General features: G+C 64.0%; 23 protein-coding genes. 8 read left to right on the top strand and 15 right to left on the bottom strand.

Annotation, left to right across the window (positions count from 1 at the left end; all coding sequences use genetic code 11):
* The 6 genes from C1D09_RS06050 to C1D09_RS06025 form a co-directional block, all read right to left on the bottom strand.
* Positions 1-906 (bottom strand): ribokinase, encoded by a 906-nt coding sequence (locus tag C1D09_RS06050; RefSeq protein ID WP_143973451.1) that lies wholly within the window; start codon positions 904-906, stop codon positions 1-3.
* A gap of 188 nt (positions 907-1094) precedes the next feature.
* Positions 1095-1577 carry a hypothetical protein gene (locus C1D09_RS06045; protein ID WP_143973450.1) on the bottom strand — a complete coding sequence of 161 codons (483 nt, stop codon included), beginning with the start codon at positions 1575-1577 and terminating at the stop codon, positions 1095-1097.
* The gene (locus tag C1D09_RS06040; RefSeq protein ID WP_143973449.1) at positions 1552-2073 is read right to left on the bottom strand and encodes a hypothetical protein; all 522 of its coding nucleotides are present in this window, start codon (positions 2071-2073) and stop codon (positions 1552-1554) included. The genes C1D09_RS06045 and C1D09_RS06040 overlap by 26 nt, the downstream gene beginning before the upstream one ends.
* Positions 2040-2360 (bottom strand): hypothetical protein, encoded by a 321-nt coding sequence (locus C1D09_RS06035; protein ID WP_425463404.1) that lies wholly within the window; start codon positions 2358-2360, stop codon positions 2040-2042. Before C1D09_RS06035 ends, C1D09_RS06040 begins: the two co-directional genes overlap by 34 nt.
* Positions 2361-2453: 93 nt before the next feature.
* Complete coding sequence (locus tag C1D09_RS06030; RefSeq protein ID WP_143973447.1) at positions 2454-2924, bottom strand: hypothetical protein; 471 nt, start codon at positions 2922-2924, stop codon at positions 2454-2456.
* Positions 2925-3144: 220 nt separating this feature from the next.
* On the bottom strand, positions 3145-4023 hold the full coding sequence (locus tag C1D09_RS06025; RefSeq protein WP_143973446.1) for a methylated-DNA--[protein]-cysteine S-methyltransferase: 879 nt from the start codon (positions 4021-4023) through the stop codon (positions 3145-3147).
* 115 nt (positions 4024-4138) lie between these two features.
* Between C1D09_RS06025 and C1D09_RS06020 the strand changes: the two genes are divergently transcribed.
* Complete coding sequence (locus C1D09_RS06020; RefSeq protein WP_143973445.1) at positions 4139-4954, top strand: class I SAM-dependent methyltransferase; 816 nt, start codon at positions 4139-4141, stop codon at positions 4952-4954.
* Between the two features lie 2 nt (positions 4955-4956).
* Here the strand turns inward: C1D09_RS06020 and C1D09_RS06015 are convergent, their stop codons facing one another.
* Entirely contained in the window at positions 4957-5451 is a 495-nt protein-coding gene (locus C1D09_RS06015) for a DUF2244 domain-containing protein (RefSeq protein WP_143973444.1), read from the bottom strand.
* Between the two features lie 22 nt (positions 5452-5473).
* Between C1D09_RS06015 and nth the strand changes: the two genes are divergently transcribed.
* On the top strand, positions 5474-6295 hold the full coding sequence (gene nth / locus C1D09_RS06010) for an endonuclease III (protein WP_143973443.1): 822 nt from the start codon (positions 5474-5476) through the stop codon (positions 6293-6295).
* Positions 6296-6303: 8 nt separating this feature from the next.
* On the opposite strand, the gene C1D09_RS06005 is transcribed toward nth, so the two are convergent.
* The 4 genes from C1D09_RS06005 to C1D09_RS05990 form a co-directional block, all read right to left on the bottom strand.
* Positions 6304-7812 (bottom strand): tripartite tricarboxylate transporter permease, encoded by a 1509-nt coding sequence (locus C1D09_RS06005; protein ID WP_143973442.1) that lies wholly within the window; start codon positions 7810-7812, stop codon positions 6304-6306.
* Between the two features lie 9 nt (positions 7813-7821).
* On the bottom strand, positions 7822-8295 hold the full coding sequence (locus C1D09_RS06000; protein WP_143973441.1) for a tripartite tricarboxylate transporter TctB family protein: 474 nt from the start codon (positions 8293-8295) through the stop codon (positions 7822-7824).
* 88 nt (positions 8296-8383) lie between these two features.
* Positions 8384-9358 carry a tripartite tricarboxylate transporter substrate-binding protein gene (locus C1D09_RS05995; protein ID WP_143973440.1) on the bottom strand — a complete coding sequence of 325 codons (975 nt, stop codon included), beginning with the start codon at positions 9356-9358 and terminating at the stop codon, positions 8384-8386.
* A 253-nt stretch (positions 9359-9611) separates the two neighbouring features.
* Complete coding sequence (locus C1D09_RS05990; protein ID WP_143973439.1) at positions 9612-10070, bottom strand: DUF2214 family protein; 459 nt, start codon at positions 10068-10070, stop codon at positions 9612-9614.
* 503 nt (positions 10071-10573) lie between these two features.
* Between C1D09_RS05990 and C1D09_RS05980 the strand changes: the two genes are divergently transcribed.
* Complete coding sequence (locus C1D09_RS05980; RefSeq protein ID WP_143973438.1) at positions 10574-11113, top strand: GNAT family N-acetyltransferase; 540 nt, start codon at positions 10574-10576, stop codon at positions 11111-11113.
* Between the two features lie 22 nt (positions 11114-11135).
* On the opposite strand, the gene C1D09_RS05975 is transcribed toward C1D09_RS05980, so the two are convergent.
* Together C1D09_RS05975 and C1D09_RS05970 are read right to left on the bottom strand one after the other, a co-directional pair.
* On the bottom strand, positions 11136-13610 hold the full coding sequence (locus tag C1D09_RS05975) for an EAL domain-containing protein (RefSeq protein WP_143973437.1): 2475 nt from the start codon (positions 13608-13610) through the stop codon (positions 11136-11138).
* Positions 13611-13894: 284 nt separating this feature from the next.
* A complete protein-coding gene (locus C1D09_RS05970) occupies positions 13895-14665 on the bottom strand; it encodes an IclR family transcriptional regulator (protein WP_143973436.1) in 771 nt (256 codons plus the stop codon).
* A 181-nt stretch (positions 14666-14846) separates the two neighbouring features.
* Between C1D09_RS05970 and C1D09_RS05965 the strand changes: the two genes are divergently transcribed.
* From C1D09_RS05965 to C1D09_RS05945, 5 genes are all read left to right on the top strand, one after another.
* Positions 14847-15824: a Bug family tripartite tricarboxylate transporter substrate binding protein gene (locus tag C1D09_RS05965; protein WP_143973435.1), complete on the top strand. Its 978-nt coding sequence runs from the start codon at positions 14847-14849 to the stop codon at positions 15822-15824.
* 136 nt (positions 15825-15960) lie between these two features.
* Positions 15961-16497, top strand: coding sequence for a tripartite tricarboxylate transporter TctB family protein (locus C1D09_RS05960; RefSeq protein ID WP_143973434.1), 537 nt, complete (start codon positions 15961-15963; stop codon positions 16495-16497).
* A gap of 4 nt (positions 16498-16501) precedes the next feature.
* Entirely contained in the window at positions 16502-18025 is a 1524-nt protein-coding gene (locus tag C1D09_RS05955) for a tripartite tricarboxylate transporter permease (protein WP_143973433.1), read from the top strand.
* Positions 18026-18039: 14 nt separating this feature from the next.
* The gene (locus tag C1D09_RS05950) at positions 18040-19224 is read left to right on the top strand and encodes a CaiB/BaiF CoA transferase family protein (protein ID WP_143973432.1); all 1185 of its coding nucleotides are present in this window, start codon (positions 18040-18042) and stop codon (positions 19222-19224) included.
* The gene (locus C1D09_RS05945; protein WP_143973431.1) at positions 19221-20072 is read left to right on the top strand and encodes a citryl-CoA lyase; all 852 of its coding nucleotides are present in this window, start codon (positions 19221-19223) and stop codon (positions 20070-20072) included. The genes C1D09_RS05950 and C1D09_RS05945 overlap by 4 nt, the downstream gene beginning before the upstream one ends.
* Before the next feature lie 9 nt (positions 20073-20081).
* On the opposite strand, the gene C1D09_RS05940 is transcribed toward C1D09_RS05945, so the two are convergent.
* Positions 20082-20558 (bottom strand): NUDIX hydrolase, encoded by a 477-nt coding sequence (locus C1D09_RS05940; protein WP_143973430.1) that lies wholly within the window; start codon positions 20556-20558, stop codon positions 20082-20084.
* Positions 20559-20683: 125 nt separating this feature from the next.
* A complete protein-coding gene (locus C1D09_RS05935) occupies positions 20684-20953 on the bottom strand; it encodes a hypothetical protein (protein WP_342780208.1) in 270 nt (89 codons plus the stop codon).
* Positions 20954-21127 lie beyond the last annotated feature (174 nt).

Here is a 21127-nt window from a genome sequence, read left to right as displayed (position 1 = left end):
TCAGCTGACTTCCTGCAAGGCCTGATCGACATCCTTGGCCAGCGGGATCGACGGCTGGGCACCGGGTTTCAGACATGCCAGCGAGCCGGCCGTAGCGGCACGCGCCAGTGCCTTGTCGAGCGCCATGCCGGCCGAAAGGCTGGCAGCGAAGTAGCCGCAAAAGGTGTCGCCGGCGCCGACGGTGTCGACGGGCGTGATCTTCATGGCCGCAACGGTCAGGAAATCGCTCGGCGTCGCCGCCATGACCCCGTCGCCGCCGAGGGTGACGACGATGGCGCGGCCGGTTTTCGCGGCGAAGTCGCGCATGCGTGCGGCACGGTCGCGGCCGTTCAGCGCCAGCGCCTCGCCATAGAGGTCGAACTCGGTCTCGTTGGCGACGGCATAATCGGCCTTGCCGAGGAAAGCCGCCGCATCGGCCTGGAAAGGAGCGGTGTTGAGCACGGTGACAGCGCCGGCGGCCCGCGCCTGGTCGAGCGCCGCATCGACGGTGGCCAGCGGGATCTCGTGCTGGAGCAGCACGACGTCGCCCTTTTTCAGGAAGGCCTTGGAAAGGTCGCCGGGCACCACGGACGCATTGGCGCCGGGGACCACGGCGATGATGTTCTCGCCATCGGCACCGACCATGATCAAAGCCGTTCCGGTCGAGGCAAAGGTTTCGCCCACGCCCGACAGGTCGACCTTGGCCTCGCGCAGCAATGCCAGCGCCTCGCCGGCGAAACTGTCCTTGCCGACGGCACCGACCATGCGCACCGGGACGCCGGCGCGCGCGGCGGCCAGCGCCTGGTTGGCGCCCTTGCCGCCAGGCGCCGTCGAGAAACCGGAACCGCTCACCGTCTCGCCGGGGCTCGGCAAGCGGTCGACTTTGGCGATAAGGTCGAGATTGATCGAGCCGACGACGACTATCAAGAAAATGCCTCCCTGCCAGCGCTGGCCGGAAATCAGGATCGACTTTCGGGAAGCACGATGTGGATCGAAGATGGCGAGGTGCGCGGGCGCATCCGTATCGATGCGCCGTCACCCCGGTTGCGCTGGAAGCTAGCGCGTCATGCGATGACTTGCCAGACCATATGGATATCAAAAGGCCATTTGTCGCCTCACTCGCAGAGCACGGTGACGATGCCCTGATAGGTGCCTGCGGGAAATACACCGCTCGACTTGGTGGCGGTGAGATCGACCTGCAGGGCGTGGGTGCCGTTGGTGACCCTTTGCGGCACGCTTCCGTTGATGTCGACCGCCGAGCCATCGAGGCGGAAGACCGAGGCGAAGGTGACATTGGTGCCGCCGCCGCTCGGCGCGGACGAGAACGCGGCGGGCGCCGGCGCCGAAACCGAATAGCAGTCCAGCAGGTTCAGCAGGGTGCACAGAAGCGAGCTCGCCACGATGGTGGCGCTCGCGCTCGACCCGCCCGCCTGTTTCGAGCTCAGCATGCCGATGGCGGGATTTGCGGTCATCGTTCCCGAAGCCCCGACCACGATGGTGCAAGTGCCGATGATCGCCGCCATCGCCGGCTGGCTGACGCCGGCAAAAGCCGCCACCGCAAACCACGCCAGACTATTTCTTCTTCTTTTTCTTGCCATCGCTGTTTCCGGTCCTGATGGTCCAGCCTTCGTTGGCCCATCCAGGCGATGCGGCCGCGGTGGCGGGAGCACTCGTGGCCACGCTTCCCGTCGGGCCGTTGCCGCCGAGGCCCATTTTGAGCAGTTTCAGCTCCAGCTGCAGGCGCTGGACCTCCAGTTCGTAGAGGCGGCTGCAATCGAGTCGTTTCGGCGTGCGCCCGATCGGGATCACCACCCGGCCATAGGTCGCGACGCCATTGTCCGTCTGGTTGTTGCCTCTGATAACACCGAGATCGACATAGGCACCGGAACCAGAAACGGCGGAACGGCAAGTGGTGCCGTCCGCGGCATGGACCTCGTCCTGGCCCTGGGGCAAGGTGACACCGGGCAAATTAAAGCCGTTCTCGTTCTGGTTGAGATTGTAGATCTGGTCCTGGGCCTGCGTTGCAACGGTGCCTGTGACAGCAACCGCGAGTGCCAGCGTCAGGACTTGCGGTGCCCAAAGAACTTTCCGCATATCTGCGCCCTTATCTGCGTCTGCTGGTTGGGGAAGGGGATGCTTTCGGTACAGATACGTACTTTACGTTCGGCAGCGCCGCCGAAGGGCACGACCACAAGGACAGGACGGGAGGCCTGGGCACCCAGCTGGAAGGCAGCCGGTAATATCCGGGCGTCCACCGGCTGGAAATCCTGATCGTAGACGTGGATTTCGATCTTGATCTTCTGGTCGTATGGATTGGCCGGGAAGACGCGGACCGCGAAGACGTCGGTGAAACTGTTGACCTCGCCGCGCATCGGCGACATCGACTGGGCCGCCGCGGCAGCAGGGATCAGGCCGACTGCCAGCGTCGTCGCCAGGGTTCGAAAAAGTGTCAAGGATGCCTCCTTCCCCCAGCGCTACTCGCAGCGAAGCGTTACCGTTGCCTGATAGTTGCCGTTGGCGAAGCGGTTGCTGCCGCCCTTGGTGCCGGCGAGATGGACCGAGACAAGGTCGGCGCCGGGTGTGCTGATGGCGGTCGCGGAACCGGTCTCGACGATGGAGTGCGCACCGGCGGACGAGTAGGTCGGTGTCCAGGTGGTCGATGTCGTGTCGGCCGACGGCACGGTCGTGGTGGTAACCGGATCCACGCTGAGCGACACGCCGCCTGTCGTCGTCAGCGTGACGGTTCCGGCCGAGCCGCCGCTGTTGTGGGAACTGAGGGTCTGGAGGTCGGGACTGATCGTCATCGTGCCGTTGGTGGCAATGACAAGCGTGCAGGTCGGGGTGATCGTGCCATTGAAAATGACATTTTGCGTCGTAGCCAATGCAGGCTGGCCCAGGCACGTGACCAGCAAGGCTGCACCGAAGGCGGTGCGAAACAACTTCATCGAGACCTCCTATTAAGTCGGATCGCCCGAATTAACAGGTGTCATGATCACTTTATCGTGGTTAATTTAGCGTAAACTAAAATAATTCGCCGAAATAGTATATTACAAAAAACCGAAGGTTGTCCCCGGTTGTATCGTTAATTTGCGACAGTATCCAAGTAATACTTCCTGTTATCCATGATCTATAAATTTCTTCGCCGGAAACTGGAAAAAACGATATTTACGACGACACTTGGCCCGCCTCCCAGCCAAGGATGGCGCGCTTGCGGGTCAGGCCCCAGTGGTAGCCGGTGAGGTCGCCGGACTTGCCGATCGCGCGATGGCAAGGCACCACGAAGGAGAGCGGGTTGGCGCCATTGGCGGCGCCGACCGCGCGGCTTGCGCTTGGCGCGCCGATGCTGGCGGCGATCGAGGAATAGGTGCGGGCCTTGCCCATCGGGATCTGCAGCAGCGCCTCCCAGACGCGAACCTGGAAGTCGGTGCCGATCATGACGACATGCAGCGGCTGGTCGGGGCGCCACAGCGTCGGCTCGAAGATGCGCGCGGCGTAAGGACCGGTCGCGGCCAGGTCCTCGACATAGATGGCGTTCGGCCAGCGGCTGGACATGTCGGCGAAGGCGGCGCGCTCCTCGCCGGGGTCGCTGAAGGCAAGGCCGGCAAGCCCACGATCAGTGGCCATGATCAGGGCGGTGCCGAAAGGCGAGGGGTGATAGCCGTAGCGGATGGTGAGGCCGGCACCGCGCGTCTTGTAGTCGCCCGGCGACATCGCCTCATGGGTGACGAAGAGGTCATGCAGCCGGCCGGGGCCGGACATGCCCAGTTCGAACGAGGTTTCGAGCAGCGGCATGCCGGAATCGAGCAGCCGGCGCGCGTGGTCGAGCGTCACCGCCTGCAGGAAGGCTTTGGGCGACAGGCCGGCCCAGCGGGTGAAGAGTTTTTGCAGGCCGGTTGGCGTCTCGCCGACCTCCTCGGCAAGCTCCTCGAGCGACGGTTGGTCGCGGTAGTCGAGACTGATCTTCTCGATGGCGCGGCGGACGATTTCGTAGTCGCTGCCTTGCGGCGTGATGTCCTTTTTGAGGACGGCTGTCTGTGTGCTCATCGAACTATCTCCTTGGCCGGGAATATCGCCCCTTGGGGCGGCGATCGCCACCCGAAACTTGCCTTCTTGCCGCGCATACCCAGATAGACTCGGGGTTTCGTGCCAGGAGTCGCTCATGGCCGGCGAGAAAGTGCATCTGACCGGGGCAAAGGAAACCTTGCTGATGACGCTCTACGGCAAGGCGCTGGAGAGCCGGCTGCCCCATTCGCTGCTTGGGGACCATTTCGCCGACGAGGCGGTGCGCAAGATCGACTATGACTTCTCCAGGCTCAAGGTCGACGAGAATCTCGGCATCGGCCTGGCGATCCGGGCCAAGACCCTCGACGTTCGCGTCGAGGATTTTCTGGCCAGGAATCCCGGCGCCATCGGGCTGCATCTGGGCTGCGGGCTCGATACGCGCGTCTTCCGTGTCGACCCGCCGCCAGCGGTGGACTGGTACGATGTCGACTATCCCCAGGTCATCGAACTCAGGCGAAAGCTTTACCCGTCGCGCGACCATTACCACCTCATCGCTTCGTCGGTGACCGAGCCCGGCTGGCTGGCCGAAGTGCCCCGCAACCGCCCGGCCATCGTGGTGGCGGAAGGGCTGACGCCCTATCTCCCTGCCGACGAAGGGCTGCGCCTGGTGTCGCGTCTTGTCTCGCATCTTGTAGGCGGCGAACTGATGTTCGACGCCTACAGCCGTTTCGGGCTGACGCTGCTTCGCCTCAATCCGACCATCAAGGCGACGGGCGCGGAGGTCCACTGGGCGATCGACGATCCGCACGAGTTGGAACTGGCGGTCCCGAAACTGCGGTTCGTCGAAGATATTTCCGCCTACATGCCTGAACACGCCGCCCGCATGGGCTGGTCCGCCAAACTCTTCGTTCGCCTTTGGAAACACATTCCGGCGCTGCGCAAGGTCGGCAGGCTGTTGCGGTACCGGTTCTAGATTCAGCGTGCCTTGGCGGTCGCCAAAGCGCGCGAAAAGGCGGTGGCAAAGCTCTCGCGGGACTCGGGATCGAGAAAGCCGCCGATCGGCACGTTCTGGCCTTGGCCTTCAACCGTCATCTTGGTGATGCCGATCTCGGCGTGACGGGCGACCGAAAACCGTGCCCAGAACGGATTGAAGCGGTGGGCTTCCGATTTTCCCGAAGGGGCTGTCTTGCGAATGTCGAGGGTGGTGCGCGAGACCGATACCTCCTCGCGGGCGCGGGCGGCGCGGTAGTTGGCGCGGAAGGCGATGTAGACGGCGACCACGTCGAGACCGAAGAAGCCGAATACCGGCCAGGCGCCCCGCGACAGGAAGAACGCGCCGGTCACCAGCCAACCGAACGACAGCGCGCCCATCAGGACCAGGAACCCCGTCCTGCCCAGCGACCGGTGTGGGGTCAGCAATGCGTGAAAGAAGGGCTCGTCAGCCTGGAACGAGGCGTTTGTGTCGCTCATGACAGGATATTATAGGAGGGAAATGGCAAGCCCCAAGTCTAAAGATTCTTCCATGCCCGAACAAGATCTGCCAGCCGGACGACGCGACGGCTCGAACGCCAAGCCGCGCCCACGGCCGGTGCGGCGCACGTCACGCTACAGTCCGGCCGACGTACACGAGATCTTCCGCCGCCTTTCCGTCCAGCGGCCGGAGCCGAAGGGTGAGCTCGAACATGTCAACGCCTTCACGCTCTTGGTGGCGGTGGTGCTTTCGGCGCAGGCGACGGATGCCGGCGTCAACAAGGCGACAAGGGCCTTGTTCAAAGCCGCCGACACGCCGCAGAAGATGCTGGCGCTGGGCGAGGCCAAGGTCGGCGCTCATATTCGGACCATCGGCCTTTGGCGCAACAAGGCCAAGAACGTGATCGCGCTGTCGGAAGCGCTGATCCGCGACCATGGCGGCGCGGTGCCCGAGGACCGCGAGGAACTGGTGAAGCTGCCGGGCGTCGGGCGCAAGACCGCCAACGTCGTGCTCAACATGGCCTTCGGCCAGCATACGATGGCCGTCGACACGCACATTTTCCGGATCGGCAATCGCCTCGGCCTGGCGCCCGGCAAGACACCCGAACAGGTCGAGCAAGGGCTGCTGAAGATCATCCCGGACGAATATATGCGCCATGCGCATCACTGGCTGATCCTGCATGGTCGCTATGTCTGCAAGGCACGCAAGCCGGACTGCCCGGCCTGCGTCATCGCCGATATCTGCAAGGCCGAGGAAAAGACGACCAGCATTCCAGCGCCGTTGGTGCCGATCGTTCCGCTCGATCCATTGGACGAGGTTCAGGCTGAGACCAAAGCCGACTAGCGCGAGCTTCAACTCTCCTCCACGAACACCTCTTCGCGCTTCTTCTTGACCGAGGGCACGAAGACGATGACGAGCACGGCCAGCGCGACCAGCAGCAGGCCGGCGCTGATCGGCCGCGTCACGAAGGCGCTGGGGTCGCCGCGCGACAGGATCATGGCGCGGCGCAGGTTTTCCTCGAGCAGCGGGCCGAGCACGAAGCCGAGCAGCAGGGGTGCCGGTTCGCAGCGCAGCTTGGTCAGGACATATCCGATCAGGCCGAAGAAGGCGACGGCATAGAGATCGAAAGCATTGGTGTTGACGCTGTAAACGCCGATTGAGCAGAACGCCATGATGATCGGGAAGAGCACGTAATAGGGGATCGTCAGCAGCTTCACCCAAAGGCCGATCAGCGGCAGGTTGAGGATGATCAGCATCAGATTGCCGATCCACATCGAGGCGATGATGCCCCAGAACAGCGCCGGCTGCTCGGTGGCGACATTGGGGCCAGGCACGATGCCCTGGATGATCATGGCGCCGATCATCAGCGCCATCACCGGATTGGCTGGAATGCCCAGCGTCAGCATCGGGATGAAGGAGGTCTGGGCGCCGGCATTGTTGGCCGATTCCGGTCCGGCGACGCCCGCGATGGCGCCCTTGCCGAACTCCTGCGGGGTTTTCGACACGCGTTTCTCGACCGTGTAGGAAGCAAAGGCCGCAAGCACCGCGCCACCGCCGGGCAGGATGCCGAGCGCCGAACCGATGATGGTTCCGCGCACGATGGGTGCCGCCATGCGCATGAAGTCGTTGCGGGTCGGCATCAGGCCGGAGACCTTGCTGATCAGCACCGAGCGCTCATGCTCGTTTTCGAGATTGCGCAGGATCTCGGCGACGCCGAAGACGCCGACCGCCACCGCGACGAAATTCAGCCCGTCGGCATATTCGCGGATGCCGAGCGTGAAGCGCGGCGCGCCGGTGTAGATGTCGGTGCCGACGATCCCGAGCAGCAGGCCGAGCACGACCATCGCCAGCGCCTTGACGATCGAGCCATGGGCGAGCGCGATGGAGGAGACGAGGCCGACGATCATCAACGAAAAATACTCCGCCGCGCCGAACCGCAGCGCTATCGCCGTCAACGGCGGGGCAAAGACGGCGACGAGGAAGGTCGACACCGTGCCGGCGAAGAACGAGCCGATCGCGGCGATCGCCAATGCCGCCCCGGCGCGGCCCTGGCGGGCCATCTGATAGCCGTCGATGGCGGTGACGGCCGACGAGGATTCGCCGGGCATGTTGATGAGAATGGCAGTGGTCGAGCCGCCATACTGGGCGCCGTAGTAAATGCCGGCGAGCATGATGAGGGAAGAAACCGGGTCGCCGATCTGGAAAGTGATCGGCAACAGCATGGCGATGGTTGCGGTGGCGCCGATGCCGGGCAGGACGCCGATCAGCGTGCCGAGCAGGACGCCGATCAGGCAGAAACCGAGATTGGCCGGTGTCGAGGCGGTCGAAAAGCCGAGCGCGAGGTTGTTGAGCAAGTCCATGTCAGCGCCTCACAATGCCAGCCATGAGGGCAGCCAGGGACCGAAGCGCTGGAACGGCAGGCCGAGCGCGTAGCTGAAGACGAGGACCGAGAACAGCGTCAGGCCAGCCGACAGCACGAGCGCGGTGAGCGGCTTCATGCGGCCGCTGGCGAACGCGGCGATCAGCGCCGTCAGGAAGATCGACGGCACGAAGCCGAGGCCGCGCACCGTCAGGCCGAAGAAGATCGGCGCCGGCAGGATGAACAGCATGCCGCGCCACGCCATTGAGCCGATCGGCTCGCCCTCGACGCGTATCGCCTGGACCAGGATGATGGCGCCCAGCAGGATCAGCACGATCGCCAGAACCAGCGGGAAATAGCCCGGTCCCATGCGCAACGCGGTGCCGATTTCGAGGCTGAGCGACTGCAGCGCGAAAAACGCACCGAAAAAGATGAACAGCGCGGCGCACAGTCCGTTGGTCCTGTCGATTGCGAAAGGTTTCATGACGGTCCTTCCAGGCACTGGGGCCTGCCGTTGCAAATGTGAAATCGGATCGAAGCGACGGGGCGCCGAGGGCGCCCCGTTCAAGCCATCAGTCGGCGTACTGGCCGGCGGCTTCGATGATCGGCTTCCAGCGCGCGATCTCGCTTTCCAGCTTGGCCTTCAATGCCGGCGGAGTCGCGTCCGCCTCCAATGACGGCCTGGTGCCGAGTTCGGCGAAGCGGGCGATGACGTTCGGGTCCTTCAGGGCGACCTGGAGCGATTTCGACAGGCGGTCGGTGATCTCGGCCGGCGTGCCCTTCGGCGCGTAGAGGCCGTGCCAGATGCCGACCTGCACCGCGGGGAGGCCGGCTTCGATCGTCGTCGGCACATCCTTCAGCACGTCGAGGCGCTCCGACGAGGTGACGGCATAGGCCTTGATCGTGCCGCCCTGGATCTGCTTGGTGGTGTTGGTCGTCTGGTCGCACATGATGTCGACCTGGCCGCCGAGAAGATCGGTCATGGCCGGGCCCGTGCCCTTGTAAGGCACGGTGACCAGCGGCGTGCCGATGGCGCTCATGAACAGCATGCCGCACAGATGCGAGGCCGCACCGATGCCGGCATTGGCGACGGTGATGCTGTCCTTGTTGGCCTTGGCGTAGTCGACAAGCCCTTTCAGATCGGTCGGCGGAAGCTCCTTGCGGCCGACGATGGTCATCGGCACTTCGGTCACCAGGCCGACATACTCGAAGGCGTTCAGCGTGTCGTAGGCGAGTTTTCTGTAGAGCGTGGCACTCGTCGCCATGCCGATATGATGGAGGAGCAGCGTGTAGCCGTCTGGATCGGCGTTGGCGACGCGGCCCGCGCCGAGCGTGCCGCCGGCGCCGCCGACATTCTCGACGATGACCTGCTGGCCGAGATCCTTCGACATGGCTTCCGCGACGAGGCGGGTGACGGTGTCTGTCGGACCGCCGGCCGCAAACGGCACGACAACGCTGATGGTGCGTTCGGGATAGGATTGTGCGTTGGCGGTGAACGAATAAAGCGTGACGGCCGCGGCGGCCAGAACGGCAACAAATTTTCGCATTGTAATTCTCCTCCCGGGATATGAATAAACCGCTGCGCGGAACTCCTCTCAATGCCGGCCGCGGATGAAACAACAACCAGCGCATGCCAATAGATTGCAATCGGGCTCAAATGGCAAACTGGAATATCCGCGGCAGCCGGCACGCAACGGATGGATGTTCGAGCCAGAAGGCTGGATCCGAAACGGTCGATATTCGAGCGGCTTCGGTAAATGCCGATTGCAGATCTCTGACCGCTCCCGTTCTATTCCAGATCTATTGGTAGCCGTAGCCGCGCGCCATCGCCGCCGCGAAGACCGGGATCACCAGGAAGACGAAGGCCTCGGCGCGGATATAGGTCTTCACCGAGGCCTGTTCGCCCGCCGGCACGACGAATGAGGGATTGGCGCTGGCCTGCCGGTTCCAGGAAATGATGCGCACGGTCGGGATGATCGAAAGCAGGCCGACAATGCCGAATGCCGCCATCTTGGCCCAGAACATCCAGTTGTAGACGTAGAACTCCCATCCCTTGAGGCCCCAGAGGACACGGCCGATGCCGACGATGATGATGAGTGAGGCGATGATGCCATAGTGGCGGTCGATGCCGGCGAGCCGCTTGAGGGTTACGGCGGGCAGGTCGCCGCGGATCAGCACAAATTCGGCGCCGATGATCCCTGCCAGGGAAAACACCAGCAGATGATGGACAATGGCAAGCACAAGGTCGGTCGTGTCCATGTTTGTTCCCTTGGGTTGAGCGACAGCCCCGCGTCTGAAAGGGGCGCGCCGCAAATGTGCTGAATCAGCCTGCCGGGAAATTAACACCGCCGGGCAGAATTCCCATAGAAAGCTGGTCCCTGTCATAGGCGGCGCTGACGCTCGGTCCGGGCACGTTAGGTACGCAGGGATGACTGGACGGATACGCTCCTGAATCCGATGCCTGACCTGATCCACCTTGCCCTGGCGGAACGCGGGCTGATGACTGCCCATGAGGCCCGGCCGGGCTGCCAGACGAATGACTATCTCGGCTGGATTGCCGTGCCAAGGGCCCGGACATCAAAGCAGAAGGGCTCGACCAGATGCTGGACGAATTGCAACGTGGCGGTGGCTGCATGAACTGGGCCTGGCGCGGCTGAAGATCTGCTTCGGGCCGCTGTTCTGGATGACGGTCCGTCTTCCGCTGGCCCTTGCACCGCACGCGCAGTTTGCTAGGCGCGGGCAAGATCAGCGAGGCAAATCCCATGAACAACCGCAAAGTCACAGTCGCTCCCGTCATCGAGACGCAGCGAACCATTCTGCGGGCACACAGGCTGGAGGATTTCGACGCCTATGCCGCGATGTGGGCCGACCCGACCGTCACCCGCTTCATCGGCGGCAAGCCACGCACGCGCGAGGAAAGCTGGATGCGCTTCCTGCGCCATGCCGGCCTTTGGTCGCTACTCGGTTACGGTTTCTGGGCGATCGAGGAGAAGGCGACGGGCCGCTTCGTCGGCGAGGCCGGTTTTCACGATCTAAAGCGCGACATGGAACCGTCGATCGAAGGCATTCCCGAGGCCGGATGGGCGCTGGCGCCGGCTGTTCACGGGGCGGGCCTCGCCACAGAGGTCGTCGGCCGTGTGCTGGCCTGGGGCGAAGAAGCCTTCGGACGGGTGAAAACCGTCTGCATCATCGATCCCGAGAATACGGCCTCGTTGAATGTCGCTGACAAGATCGGCTATCGCGAGGTGTTGCGAACCACGTATCATGACGCCCCGACTGTGCTGCTGGAGCGGCTGTCGTGAACCGGGATTGCGGTCCTGTCGACTAGCCGGCCTTGCGGCGCAGCTTCCGCGCCAGGTCGGCCCATGGATCGACGCTTTCGGCGGCCGGCGTGACGCCCCGGCCTAGCAGCACCGTCGAGGCATCGAACGGCGTCGGCCTGGCGATCCCGTAGCCCTGCGCATAATCGACGCCGATTGTCTTCAGCGCAGCGGCGATACCGTCGCTCTCGACGAACTCGGCGATGGTACGCTTGCCCATGACCTTGCCGATGTGGTGGATCATCTCGACCATGGCGCGGTCGATGCGGTCGTCCAGCATGTCCTTGACGAAGCTGCCGTCGATCTTGAGGTAGTCGACCGGCAGGTGCTTCAGATAGGCGAAGGACGACATGCCGGAGCCGAAATCGTCGAGCGCGAAGCGGCAGCCCAGGCCGCGCAGATCCGCAATGAAGCGCATGGCATTGGTGAGATTGGCGATAGCGCTGGTTTCGGTGATCTCCAGGCAGATCATGGCAGGCGAAATGCCATGGATGAGGAACTGCTCGCGCAGGAAGCCGAGAAAGCCTTCATCGCCGAACGTCGCGCCGGAAAGATTGATGGCGCATGTCGCGATCGGCGGCGTGCGTGGATCGGCCTGCCGGGCGGCCAGGATGCGGAAGGTGTTGCACACCACCCAGCGGTCGATCGACGGCATCAGGCCATAGCGCTCGGCCGCGGGAATGAAACTCTGTGGGGTGACGAAGCTGCCGTGTTCGTCGGTCAGCCGCAACAGGATCTCTATATGCGCTCCCGCCTCGACGATGTCGTCGTTGAGCGGCCAGATTTCCTGCGCATGAAGCCGGAAACGGTTTTGCTCCAGCGCGTCGTGCAGCCGCTGTACCCAGGCCATCTCGCCGAAACGCTCGCGCAAGTCGAGGTCGCCGTCGTTGTGGATCTGTACGCGGTTGCGGCCCTTCTCCTTGGCCATGTAGCATGCGACGTCGGCGGCCCGCAGCACTTCCTCGATCGTCACCTGCGCGTTGGCGATCTCCACCATGCCGACGCTGACGCTGGTGTTGAACGGCCTGCCATCCCAGACGAAATGCAGGTTCTGTACCGCCGCGCGCAGCCGTTCGGCGATGTCGCACGCTTCATTGGCTTCACAATCGACCAGCAGCACGCCGAACTCGTCGCCGCCCAATCGTGCCAGCACGTCGCCCGGCCGCAATTCGCAGGTCAGCAGCGCCGAGATCTGGCGCAGCAACTGGTCACCCGCCGCATGGCCACACGTATCGTTGACCAGCTTGAACTGATCGAGATCGAGATACATCAAGGCGTGCTGCCGGGGCTGGCCCTGCAATTCGATGAGCGTCCTTTCCAGCCGGCCTTCGAAATCGCGCCGGTTGGCGAGGCCGGTCAACGCATCATGCGAAGCCTGCCACGAAAGCCGTTCGATGTAGTCCTCTTCGCGCGTCATGTCGTGGAGGGCGAGCACGGCGCCGACGACGTCACCGGAAACGAGCAGCGGCGCGCCGGTCAGCGCGACGGGAACAACGGAGCCGTCCGCCCGCTGCAGCAATTGTGGACGGGCGCTGGAACGGCGCGCTTCGCCGGCCAGGAGGCGCTCGACCAACTGCGTTTCTTCAACGCCAGTGTCCTTGTCGACGAGGCGAAAGAACGCTGTGATGGGTTTGCCCCTGGCAGCGCCGACCGGGCAGGCCAGCAGTTTCTCGGCAACCGCATTCATGTAGTCGAGCCGCCCGTCGCGGCCGGTGCTGATGACGGCCTGGCCAATAGAAGCGAGTGTGATCTGGGCGCGCTCGCGCTCGGCATTGAGCGCCAGCTGGAAGGCCTGGCGCTGCGCCAGGAGCTTGCGCGTGCGCCACACGGCAAGCAGGATCAACGACGCGGCGGTGACGAGATTGGCAAAGGTGAGCAGGATCTGGATGAAGCGCGAACCCTCACCCAGACTGTCCGAGAAGGCCTTGGACAATGGGGTGACCTGACGATCGAGCCGATGAATTTCCGCCTTCCAGGCGCTGATCTCGGCTGCCGACGCCGGCCCCTTGCCCAGCGTCGCATGCATCGCATCGCCGAGCCGCTGGATGGCGAGGATCATCGTGTCGGCCGCCGTCCAGTGCCGAATAGCGGTATCGAGATAGCTGAACCTCCGAAAATTCTGGAACAGCCAGATCAGCCCGGCTACGTCGTCCGGGTGGTTTCTTCCCTGCAGAAAGCCCGTTCGCGCTGCCTCTGTATCGGGTTCGGGCTGCTCGAGCGCCAGGCGGGCCGAGCGATCGGCCAGCGGAACGGCGATCGCTTCGCGATACTCGGCGAAGAACGCCTCATTGCCGGTATCCGCATAGAGGCTGAGGAAATAGATGGCGTGCTTTTGCCCCTTGGACCACTGGCTTTCCCCGCCGACATAGGCCCGAACCGCCGAAAGCGTGGACAGGCTGAGGCTGGCGACCAGCGCCTGGATGAGGACGACGGCGATGAACGGCCAGACGAGCCCGAGAAGACGGGGGCTGGCGTCCATCGATGACGGCTTATTCGAATTCACGGACGTGCCATGATCCTGTCAGCGCGTCTGTCCGACTGTTCCACCCGTCGGTTGAGACGATTTTCTTCCCTCATGTCGCGCAAATGGCGACAACAGCCGGATATCACGAGGGGCTTAACAGCCAATAAATAGTTCCGTTCTCTATGAAGCCTTTTCTTGATCTGGAGGGCCGAATATTACGCAACGTCACGAGACTGCTTCAAATTGAATCGGTTTGTATTCGAACCTTGTCGGCTCTTTTAGGCCCGCAGCCGCGCGGGTCAGGGCAGCGCTTCCGCCGCAAGACTTGCCTGTTCGAGCATCGAGGCATCCTCGCCGAATGCGCGGGTGGCGCGGGCCGCCGCCTCGAGCAGCGGCCGTTTCATGCGCTGAAGGAAGGCGGCATCGACGCGCGTGCTCGGCCCAGCCAGCGTCAAGGCGCCGAGCAGCACCCGTCCCGGTCCGAATACCGGTGCCGAGATGCCCGCCGTCTCGGGGTCGCGGTCGCCGACGGCGAGGCAGTTGCAGGTCCTGCGTATGGTTTCGTAGGGTTCGCCCGGCTGGCCGGAAAATGCCGCAAGCACGCGTCCACCCGAACCGACGAGCAAAGGCAACACGTCGCCCTCGCGTATGGTGTAGCGGATCGGGTGCTTGGATTCGACGCGATAAAGACAGGTGCGGACGTCGCCCGAACGAACGTAGAAGGCAACGCTCTCCCAACTGCGCTCCGAAAGGTCGCGCATGATCGGCAGCAGGATGTCGACCGCCACGACCGAACGCTGATAGAGCGCGCCCAGCCGGAAGGTTGCGGGCCCGACACGATAGCGCCCGTCGTCCAGCCGCTCCAGCAGTTGCCCACGCAGCAGCGAATTGGCCAGCCGCAGGATCGTGCTCTTGTAAAGACCGGTGCGCGCGGCGATTTCAGCCAGGCTGAGCGAGCGTTCGGCCGTGGTGAAGGCATCGAGGATGGCGATCGCCCGATCGAGGGCTGCAACGCCTTCGACGGACGCATGCCGGCTTACGGCACCAGTTGATCTGCTTGGCGAGTCCATTGTGGTTCCAACCCCGAGATGCCCGAGGGCCAGTCTGTCGCGCTGCCGGGCCGTTCTGTCCAGCAGAATATCGTTCCCGTTGACAGAACTCGGTAACATCTGCTTGAACTCGATCACGGGTCTGTGAATGCAGGCGCGTTTGGCAGGCACCGGAGGAGGTGTCGTGATCTGGAGGAATCCCATGCTGAACAGACGCAGATTTTTGATGAGCACGGCGGCTGCGGGCGCTGCCGGCCTTGCAGGCCTTCATCTCACGCCGGCTTTCGCCGAAGGCACACAGCAGATCCAGATATTCGTTCCGGCGGCGCCCGGCGGCGGCTGGGACCAGACGGGGCGCACGATGGATCAGGTGATGCGCGCGGAGAAGCTGATCTCCGGCTCGCAGATCACCAATGTCGGCGGCGCCGGGGGCACGGTCGGGCTGCCGCAGTTCATCAGCCAGTGGAACGGCAAGGGCGATTCGCTGATGGTCGCCGGCATGGTCATGGTCGGCGCCATCATCGCCAACAAGGCCGCCAACAATCTGACGCAAGTCACGCCAATCGCCCGTCTCACCGGCGAATTCGAGGCCCTGGTGGTGCCGGCGGAATCACCCTTCAAGACGGCCGCCGATTTCGTCGCCGCGCTCAAGGCCGATCCGACGAAGGTTCCCGTTGCCGGTGGTTCGGCCGGGGGCTCCGACCACATCCTGTTCGGCCTGATCGCCAAGACGGTAGGCGTTCCGGCGACCAATCTTTCCTATGTGCCGTTCGCCGGCGGCGGCGAGGCCTTGTCGGCGCTGCTCGGCAATCAGGTGGCCGCGGGCATCTCCGGCTTCGGTGAATTCTCCGAACAGGTCAAGGCGGGTGCGCTCAGGCTGCTCGCCATCTCGGCCGACAAGCGCCAGGACGGCATCGACGCGCCGACGCTGAAGGAAGCCGGCATCGATGTCGAACTGTTCAACTGGCGCGGCGTCTTCGCGCCCCCTGGCGTGTCCGACGCCGACAAGGCGGCGATGATCACGCTGGTGGAGACCATGGCCAAGAGCGATGCGTGGGCCACCGAATGCAAGAACCGCAACTGGACGCCCATCCTGCTCACCGGCGATGACTATGCGAAATTCGTTGCCGAGGATTCAGCGCGTATCGAAGCCATCCTCAAGGATCTAGGCCTCGCCTGATTTCCCTAGGGGACGGCGCGAGCCGTCCCTCATTTTCTCAGGTCGGTCGATCGCATCGGAGATGAGGTCGGTCATGGCTGACAGCATGAAGGCCGATGACAGCCGTCTTGGCCCGTAGTCCTGGGGAGGACATTCCATGAGCACCATCAACCATCCGACGCCGCCCTTGCGCCTTGCCATGCCAGAATTGCTTGTTGGCATCGGGCTTCTCGCCTGTGCCGGCGCTGTTGCCTGGCAGACGCTGGCGATCCCGGTGTCGCCGCTCTATTCCAAGGTCGGCCCGACCGTCTTTCCCTATCTCACCATGGTCGGCCTGGTGGTGCTGTCGCTGCTGCTCATCCTCGCCGCGTTTCGCGGCGGCTGGCAACCGGAGGAGGAAAAGGAAACGCCGACCGACTGGAAGGCGATGGGCTTCGTCGTCATCGGCCTTCTGGCCAACCTGCTGCTCATTCGGCCGCTCGGTTTCACGGCGGCATCGGTGATCATGTTCGTTCTCGTCTGCTACGGCTTCGGCAGCAAGCACACGCTGCGCGACGCGCTCACCGGCCTTGTACTGGCGCTGGCCGCCTATTTCGGCTTCGCCAGGGCGCTCGGCGTCAATATCGGTGCCGGTTTCATCGAGAACCAGCTGAACACGGTGATCGACGCGATCGCCGGCGCGTTTGGGGCGTGAGGCCATGAACACGCTCGAACAACTCGCCCACGGCTTCGCGGTAGCCTTCACCCCGGTCAATCTTCTGTGGTGCCTGCTCGGCACCACGCTCGGCACCGCCATCGGCGTGCTGCCTGGCCTCGGGCCGGCGCTGACCATCGCGCTGCTTCTGCCGATCACCTATCAGGTCGCGCCGGAAGCCTCCTTCATCCTGTTCGCCGGCATCTATTACGGTGCCATGTATGGCGGCTCGACGACGTCGATCCTGCTCAACACGCCTGGTGAAAGCGCCACCATCGTCACCGCGCTGGAAGGCAACAAGATGGCGCGGTCCGGCCGTGGGGGAGCGGCCCTTGCCACCTCGGCGATCGGCTCCTTCGTCGCCGGCACGCTCGGCACGCTGGGTGTCGCCTTCCTGGCGCCGGTGGTGGTCAAGTTCGCGCTGGCTTTCGGTCCGGCCGAATATTTCTCGCTGATGGTGCTGGCCTTCATCACCGTTTCGGCCGTGCTCGGTTCGTCCTCGGTGCGCGGGCTCACCAGCCTGTTTGCCGGCTTCGTCATCGGCATGATCGGCGTCGACCTGCAGACCGGCCAGCCGCGCTTCACCTTCGGCACGACCGAACTGCTCGACGGCGTCGACGTCATCATCGCCGCCGTCGGCCTGTTCGCAGTCGGCGAGACGCTCTACATGGCCTCGCGCCGCTATGCCGGCAAGGACGAGATCGTGCCGCTGAAAGGCTCGCTCTACATGACCGCGGCCGAATGGGGCCGCTCATGGAAGGCGTGGCTGCGCGGTGCGGCGATCGGCTTCCCGATCGGTGCCATGCCGGCCGGCGGCGCCGAAATCCCGACCTTCCTGTCCTACGCCGTCGAGAAGAAGCTGTCGAACCACAAGGAGGAGTTCGGCACGGTCGGCGCCATCGAGGGCGTCGCCGGTCCGGAGGCCGCCAACAATGCGTCCGCCGCCGGCGTGCTGGTGCCGATGCTGACGCTCGGCCTGCCGACTTCGGCGACAGCCGCGATCATGCTGTCGGCCTTCCAGAGCTACGGCATCAATCCCGGGCCGCTGCTTTTGACCACTCAGGCCAATTTGGTCTGGGGCCTGATCGCCAGCCTGTTCATCGCCAACATCATCCTCGTCATCCTCAATTTGCCGCTGATCGGATTGTGGGTGCGGTTGCTGAAGATCCCGGCGCCACAGCTTTATGCCGGCATCCTGGTGTTCGCGACCGTCGGCACCTATGGCATCTCGCAGTCGCCCATCGATCTCGTAATCCTCTATCTCCTGGGGGCGGCGGGCTTCCTGATGCGGCGCTTCGATTTCCCGACCGCGCCTGTCATCATCGGCATGATCCTGGGACCGCTCGCCGAAACCCAGTTCCGCCGGGCGATGACCATCTCGAATGGCGACTGGTCGGTGTTCTACAAGCATCCGCTGTCGCTGACGCTGTTGACGCTCGCCTTCATCGGCCTGGTCGGGCCGCATATCTGGTCCTTCATCGAGCACCGCCGGCGGCGCGGGCCGGAGCATGTGCCGGGCGATGCCTGATCGATTGAGAAGACATGACTGACCTGCTTTCCGGTATCCGCGTCCTCGACCTGACCAATGTTCTGGCCGGGCCTTATTGTGCCTATCAGCTGGCGCTGCTGGGCGCCGACGTGATCAAGGTCGAGGGACCGCAAGGCGGCGACCTGGCGCGCCAGCTCGGCGGTTCGCCAAGCCTCAACCAGGCCGGCATGGGCGCCTCGTTCCTGGCGCAGAACGCCGGCAAACGATCTGTCATGCTGGATCTGAAGACAGAAGCCGATCGCGAGCGTTTCCTCGATCTGGTCGCCAGTGCCGACGCGCTGGTGGAGAATTTCCGCCCCGGCGTGATGGATCGACTTGGCCTCGGCCACGAAGCGCTGAAGGCGGTCCGCCCCGGCCTCGTCTATTGCGCGATATCGGGTTTCGGCCAGACCGGGCCGATGCGCGACAATCCCGCCTACGACCAGATCATCCAGGGCCTGTCGGGCATTATGAGCATCACCGGCACGCCGGAAACGGCGCCACTGCGCGTCGGCTATCCGGTCGCCGATACACTGGGTGGTCTGGTCGGCGCTTTCGCGATCGCATCGGCGCTGGTCAGGCAGAAGACATCGGGCGAGGGCGCCTTCCTTGACGTCTCGATGCTCGAATGCACGCTTTCCGCGCTCGGCTGGCCGGTGTCGAACTACCTGACGGCAGGGGTCGATCCCAAGCCGATGGGCAATGAGAACATGACAGCGGCACCGTCCGGCGCCTTTCGCACCGGCGATGGGCTGCTCAACATCGCCGCCAACAAGCAAGAGCAGTTCGTGACGCTTTGCCGGCTGATTGGGCGGCCGGAACTGGCTTCCGATCCTCGCTTCGCGGAGCGCGAGACGCGCAAGAAGAACCGTGCGGCGCTGAAAGCCGAGATCGAGGACACCCTGACGGATGCTCCGGCGGCCGCCTGGGAGGAAAGATTGAACCGGGCAGGGGTGCCGGCGGGCCGGGTGCTGACCATCCCGCAAGTGCTGGCCGAGCCGCAAGTGCTCGAACGCCAGGTGATCGCCAATTTTGACGATGTTGCCGGGATGGACAGGCCACTGACGGTGCTGCGCGGCGGCTTCATGGTCAATGGCAGGGCGCCGTTGCCGACGAAGCCGCCACCGGCACTCGGAGAGCATATGGGCGAGATTTTCGCCAGTCTGTCGCCGCGGGCGAAGGCAAAGGCACGGGCATGAGCGACGCGGAGAAGCAGTCAGGCCGTGAGCGCGGCGAGCATTGGTGGCAGACCGGTATCATCGAGATGAGCCCCGGCGTCATCCGGCTGCGCGGTTATGAAATCCAGGATCTGATCGGCCGCGTCAGTTTTCCGGCGATGATCTGGCTGATGTTGCGCGGTGAATTGCCCAGCGAAGACCAGGCGGCACTGCTCGGCATCGCGCTGGGCGCGGCGGTCGACCATGGGCCGCAGGCGCCGTCGATCGCCATCGCGCGCATGGCGGCAACCTGTGGTGTGGGCATCAACAGCGCCATGGCCTCGGCAATCAATGTGCTCGGCGACGTGCATGGCGGCGCCGGCGAACAGGCGCTGTCCTTCTACGGTGATATCGCCATGGCGATCGATGGCGAGGCGGCGCTGGGGGACGCGGTCTCGGCACGGCTCGACCGGTTCTTCATCGAGGAAAAGGGCTATGTGCCTGGGCTCGGCCACCGCTTTCACCCGGTCGATCCACGCGCACCGCGCCTGTTGGAACTGACCCGGGAATTTGCCGCGCGTGGCGTCGTCAATGGACGGTTCGCCGACATCGCCGAGGCGGTCGAGGCGCAGGTCGCACGACGCAAGGGCAAGGTGATACCGCTCAACATCGATGGCGCCACGGCCGTCATCTATGGCGAACTCGGCTTCCCACCGCCACTGACGCGTGGGCTCTTCGTGCTGTCACGCTCCGTCGGCATCCTGGCGCATGCCTGGGAACAGTCGCAGCAGAGCGAGCGCAACAAGGGGCCGCTGCCGCGCGAATGGTTGTGGGCCTATACCGGCATGCCGGCACGCCCTCTTCCCGAAGAGGGCGCTACGAGCGGCTGAGGAATGTCCTCAGGTCGCGTCGGTCGGCGTCGGCTGGGGAAGGGCCAGGGTCTTCACCAGCGTCGAAAGATCCGGTTCGTCGATCAACATCGCCGCGTCGACCGGCGTCAGCCATGCCCGCTGTCGCCGCTTGGCCTCCTGCCAGTTGGCCAGTTCCTCGGTCACTTCAAGCAGGTAGACGATGACGTCGACATGGACAAAGCGGTTGGCCAGCCGCTTCCAGTAGGAATAGGTGCCGGCCGGCTGCTTCAGAGTCTTGCCAAGTACGCCGGCTTCTTCCATCGCCTCGATCGTGGCTGCCTTGCGTCCGTTCTTGCCTTTCATTGGCCATCCCTTGGGAACGATGAAGCGCCTCGTCGTTCTCGACGTGACCAGCATCACCTCGAAACGGCCATCCGCGGTCAAGCGAAAGGGAATCGCCGCCACCTGGCGGATTCTTTCCCCTTTCTTGGCGCGGCGTACGGCCTTTTTCTTCGTGGCTGTCATCTGCAATAGTCCAGTCGGTCAGTGCCCCATAGCGTGACGCGGCGCCTTTGCAAGCCCAAACCGCCGCATGGGCACCCTCAAGGTTCCCTATCATGTAAGTCGGCTAAATAAAAGAAGCCCGCCTGTCAGCGGCAGTTGGTCACGGCCGTGCTGCCGATGATCTGCGTCTGGCAGCCCGGCCTGACCCGCGGTACGACCGGCGGTGGCTGCTGGACGATCACGCGGTCCTGGTCACGGTACTGCTGTTGCTGCTGCTGGAATTGCTGCCGCTGAATGCGGCTCTGCAGGGCCTGCAAATCGTTCTGCTGGATCAGCGCGTTGCTGTTGATCGAGGGATTGGCCACTTGCGCGGAAGCGGGCAGCGCAAAGCCGGCCACAAAAGCCGCGGCCAGCACCGCCGACGCAAGTCTCATCATAGGTCGGCGCCCCGACATCGGCACATTCCCGCGAAAAATCCTGTTCATTCCCGCAATATAGGGTGTTTGTCCGGCGATGCCATGGCTGGTCCATCGGTCACCTCGAAATCAATGGTGACCGCGCTCTGTCCCGGCCATCTGGCCTGCGGTCAC

It is taken from the genome of Mesorhizobium intechi (genome assembly GCF_002879535.1).
GTDB classification, from domain to species: Bacteria; Pseudomonadota; Alphaproteobacteria; order Rhizobiales; family Rhizobiaceae; genus Mesorhizobium; species Mesorhizobium intechi.
This window is presented reverse-complemented; position numbering and strand designations above follow the sequence as displayed.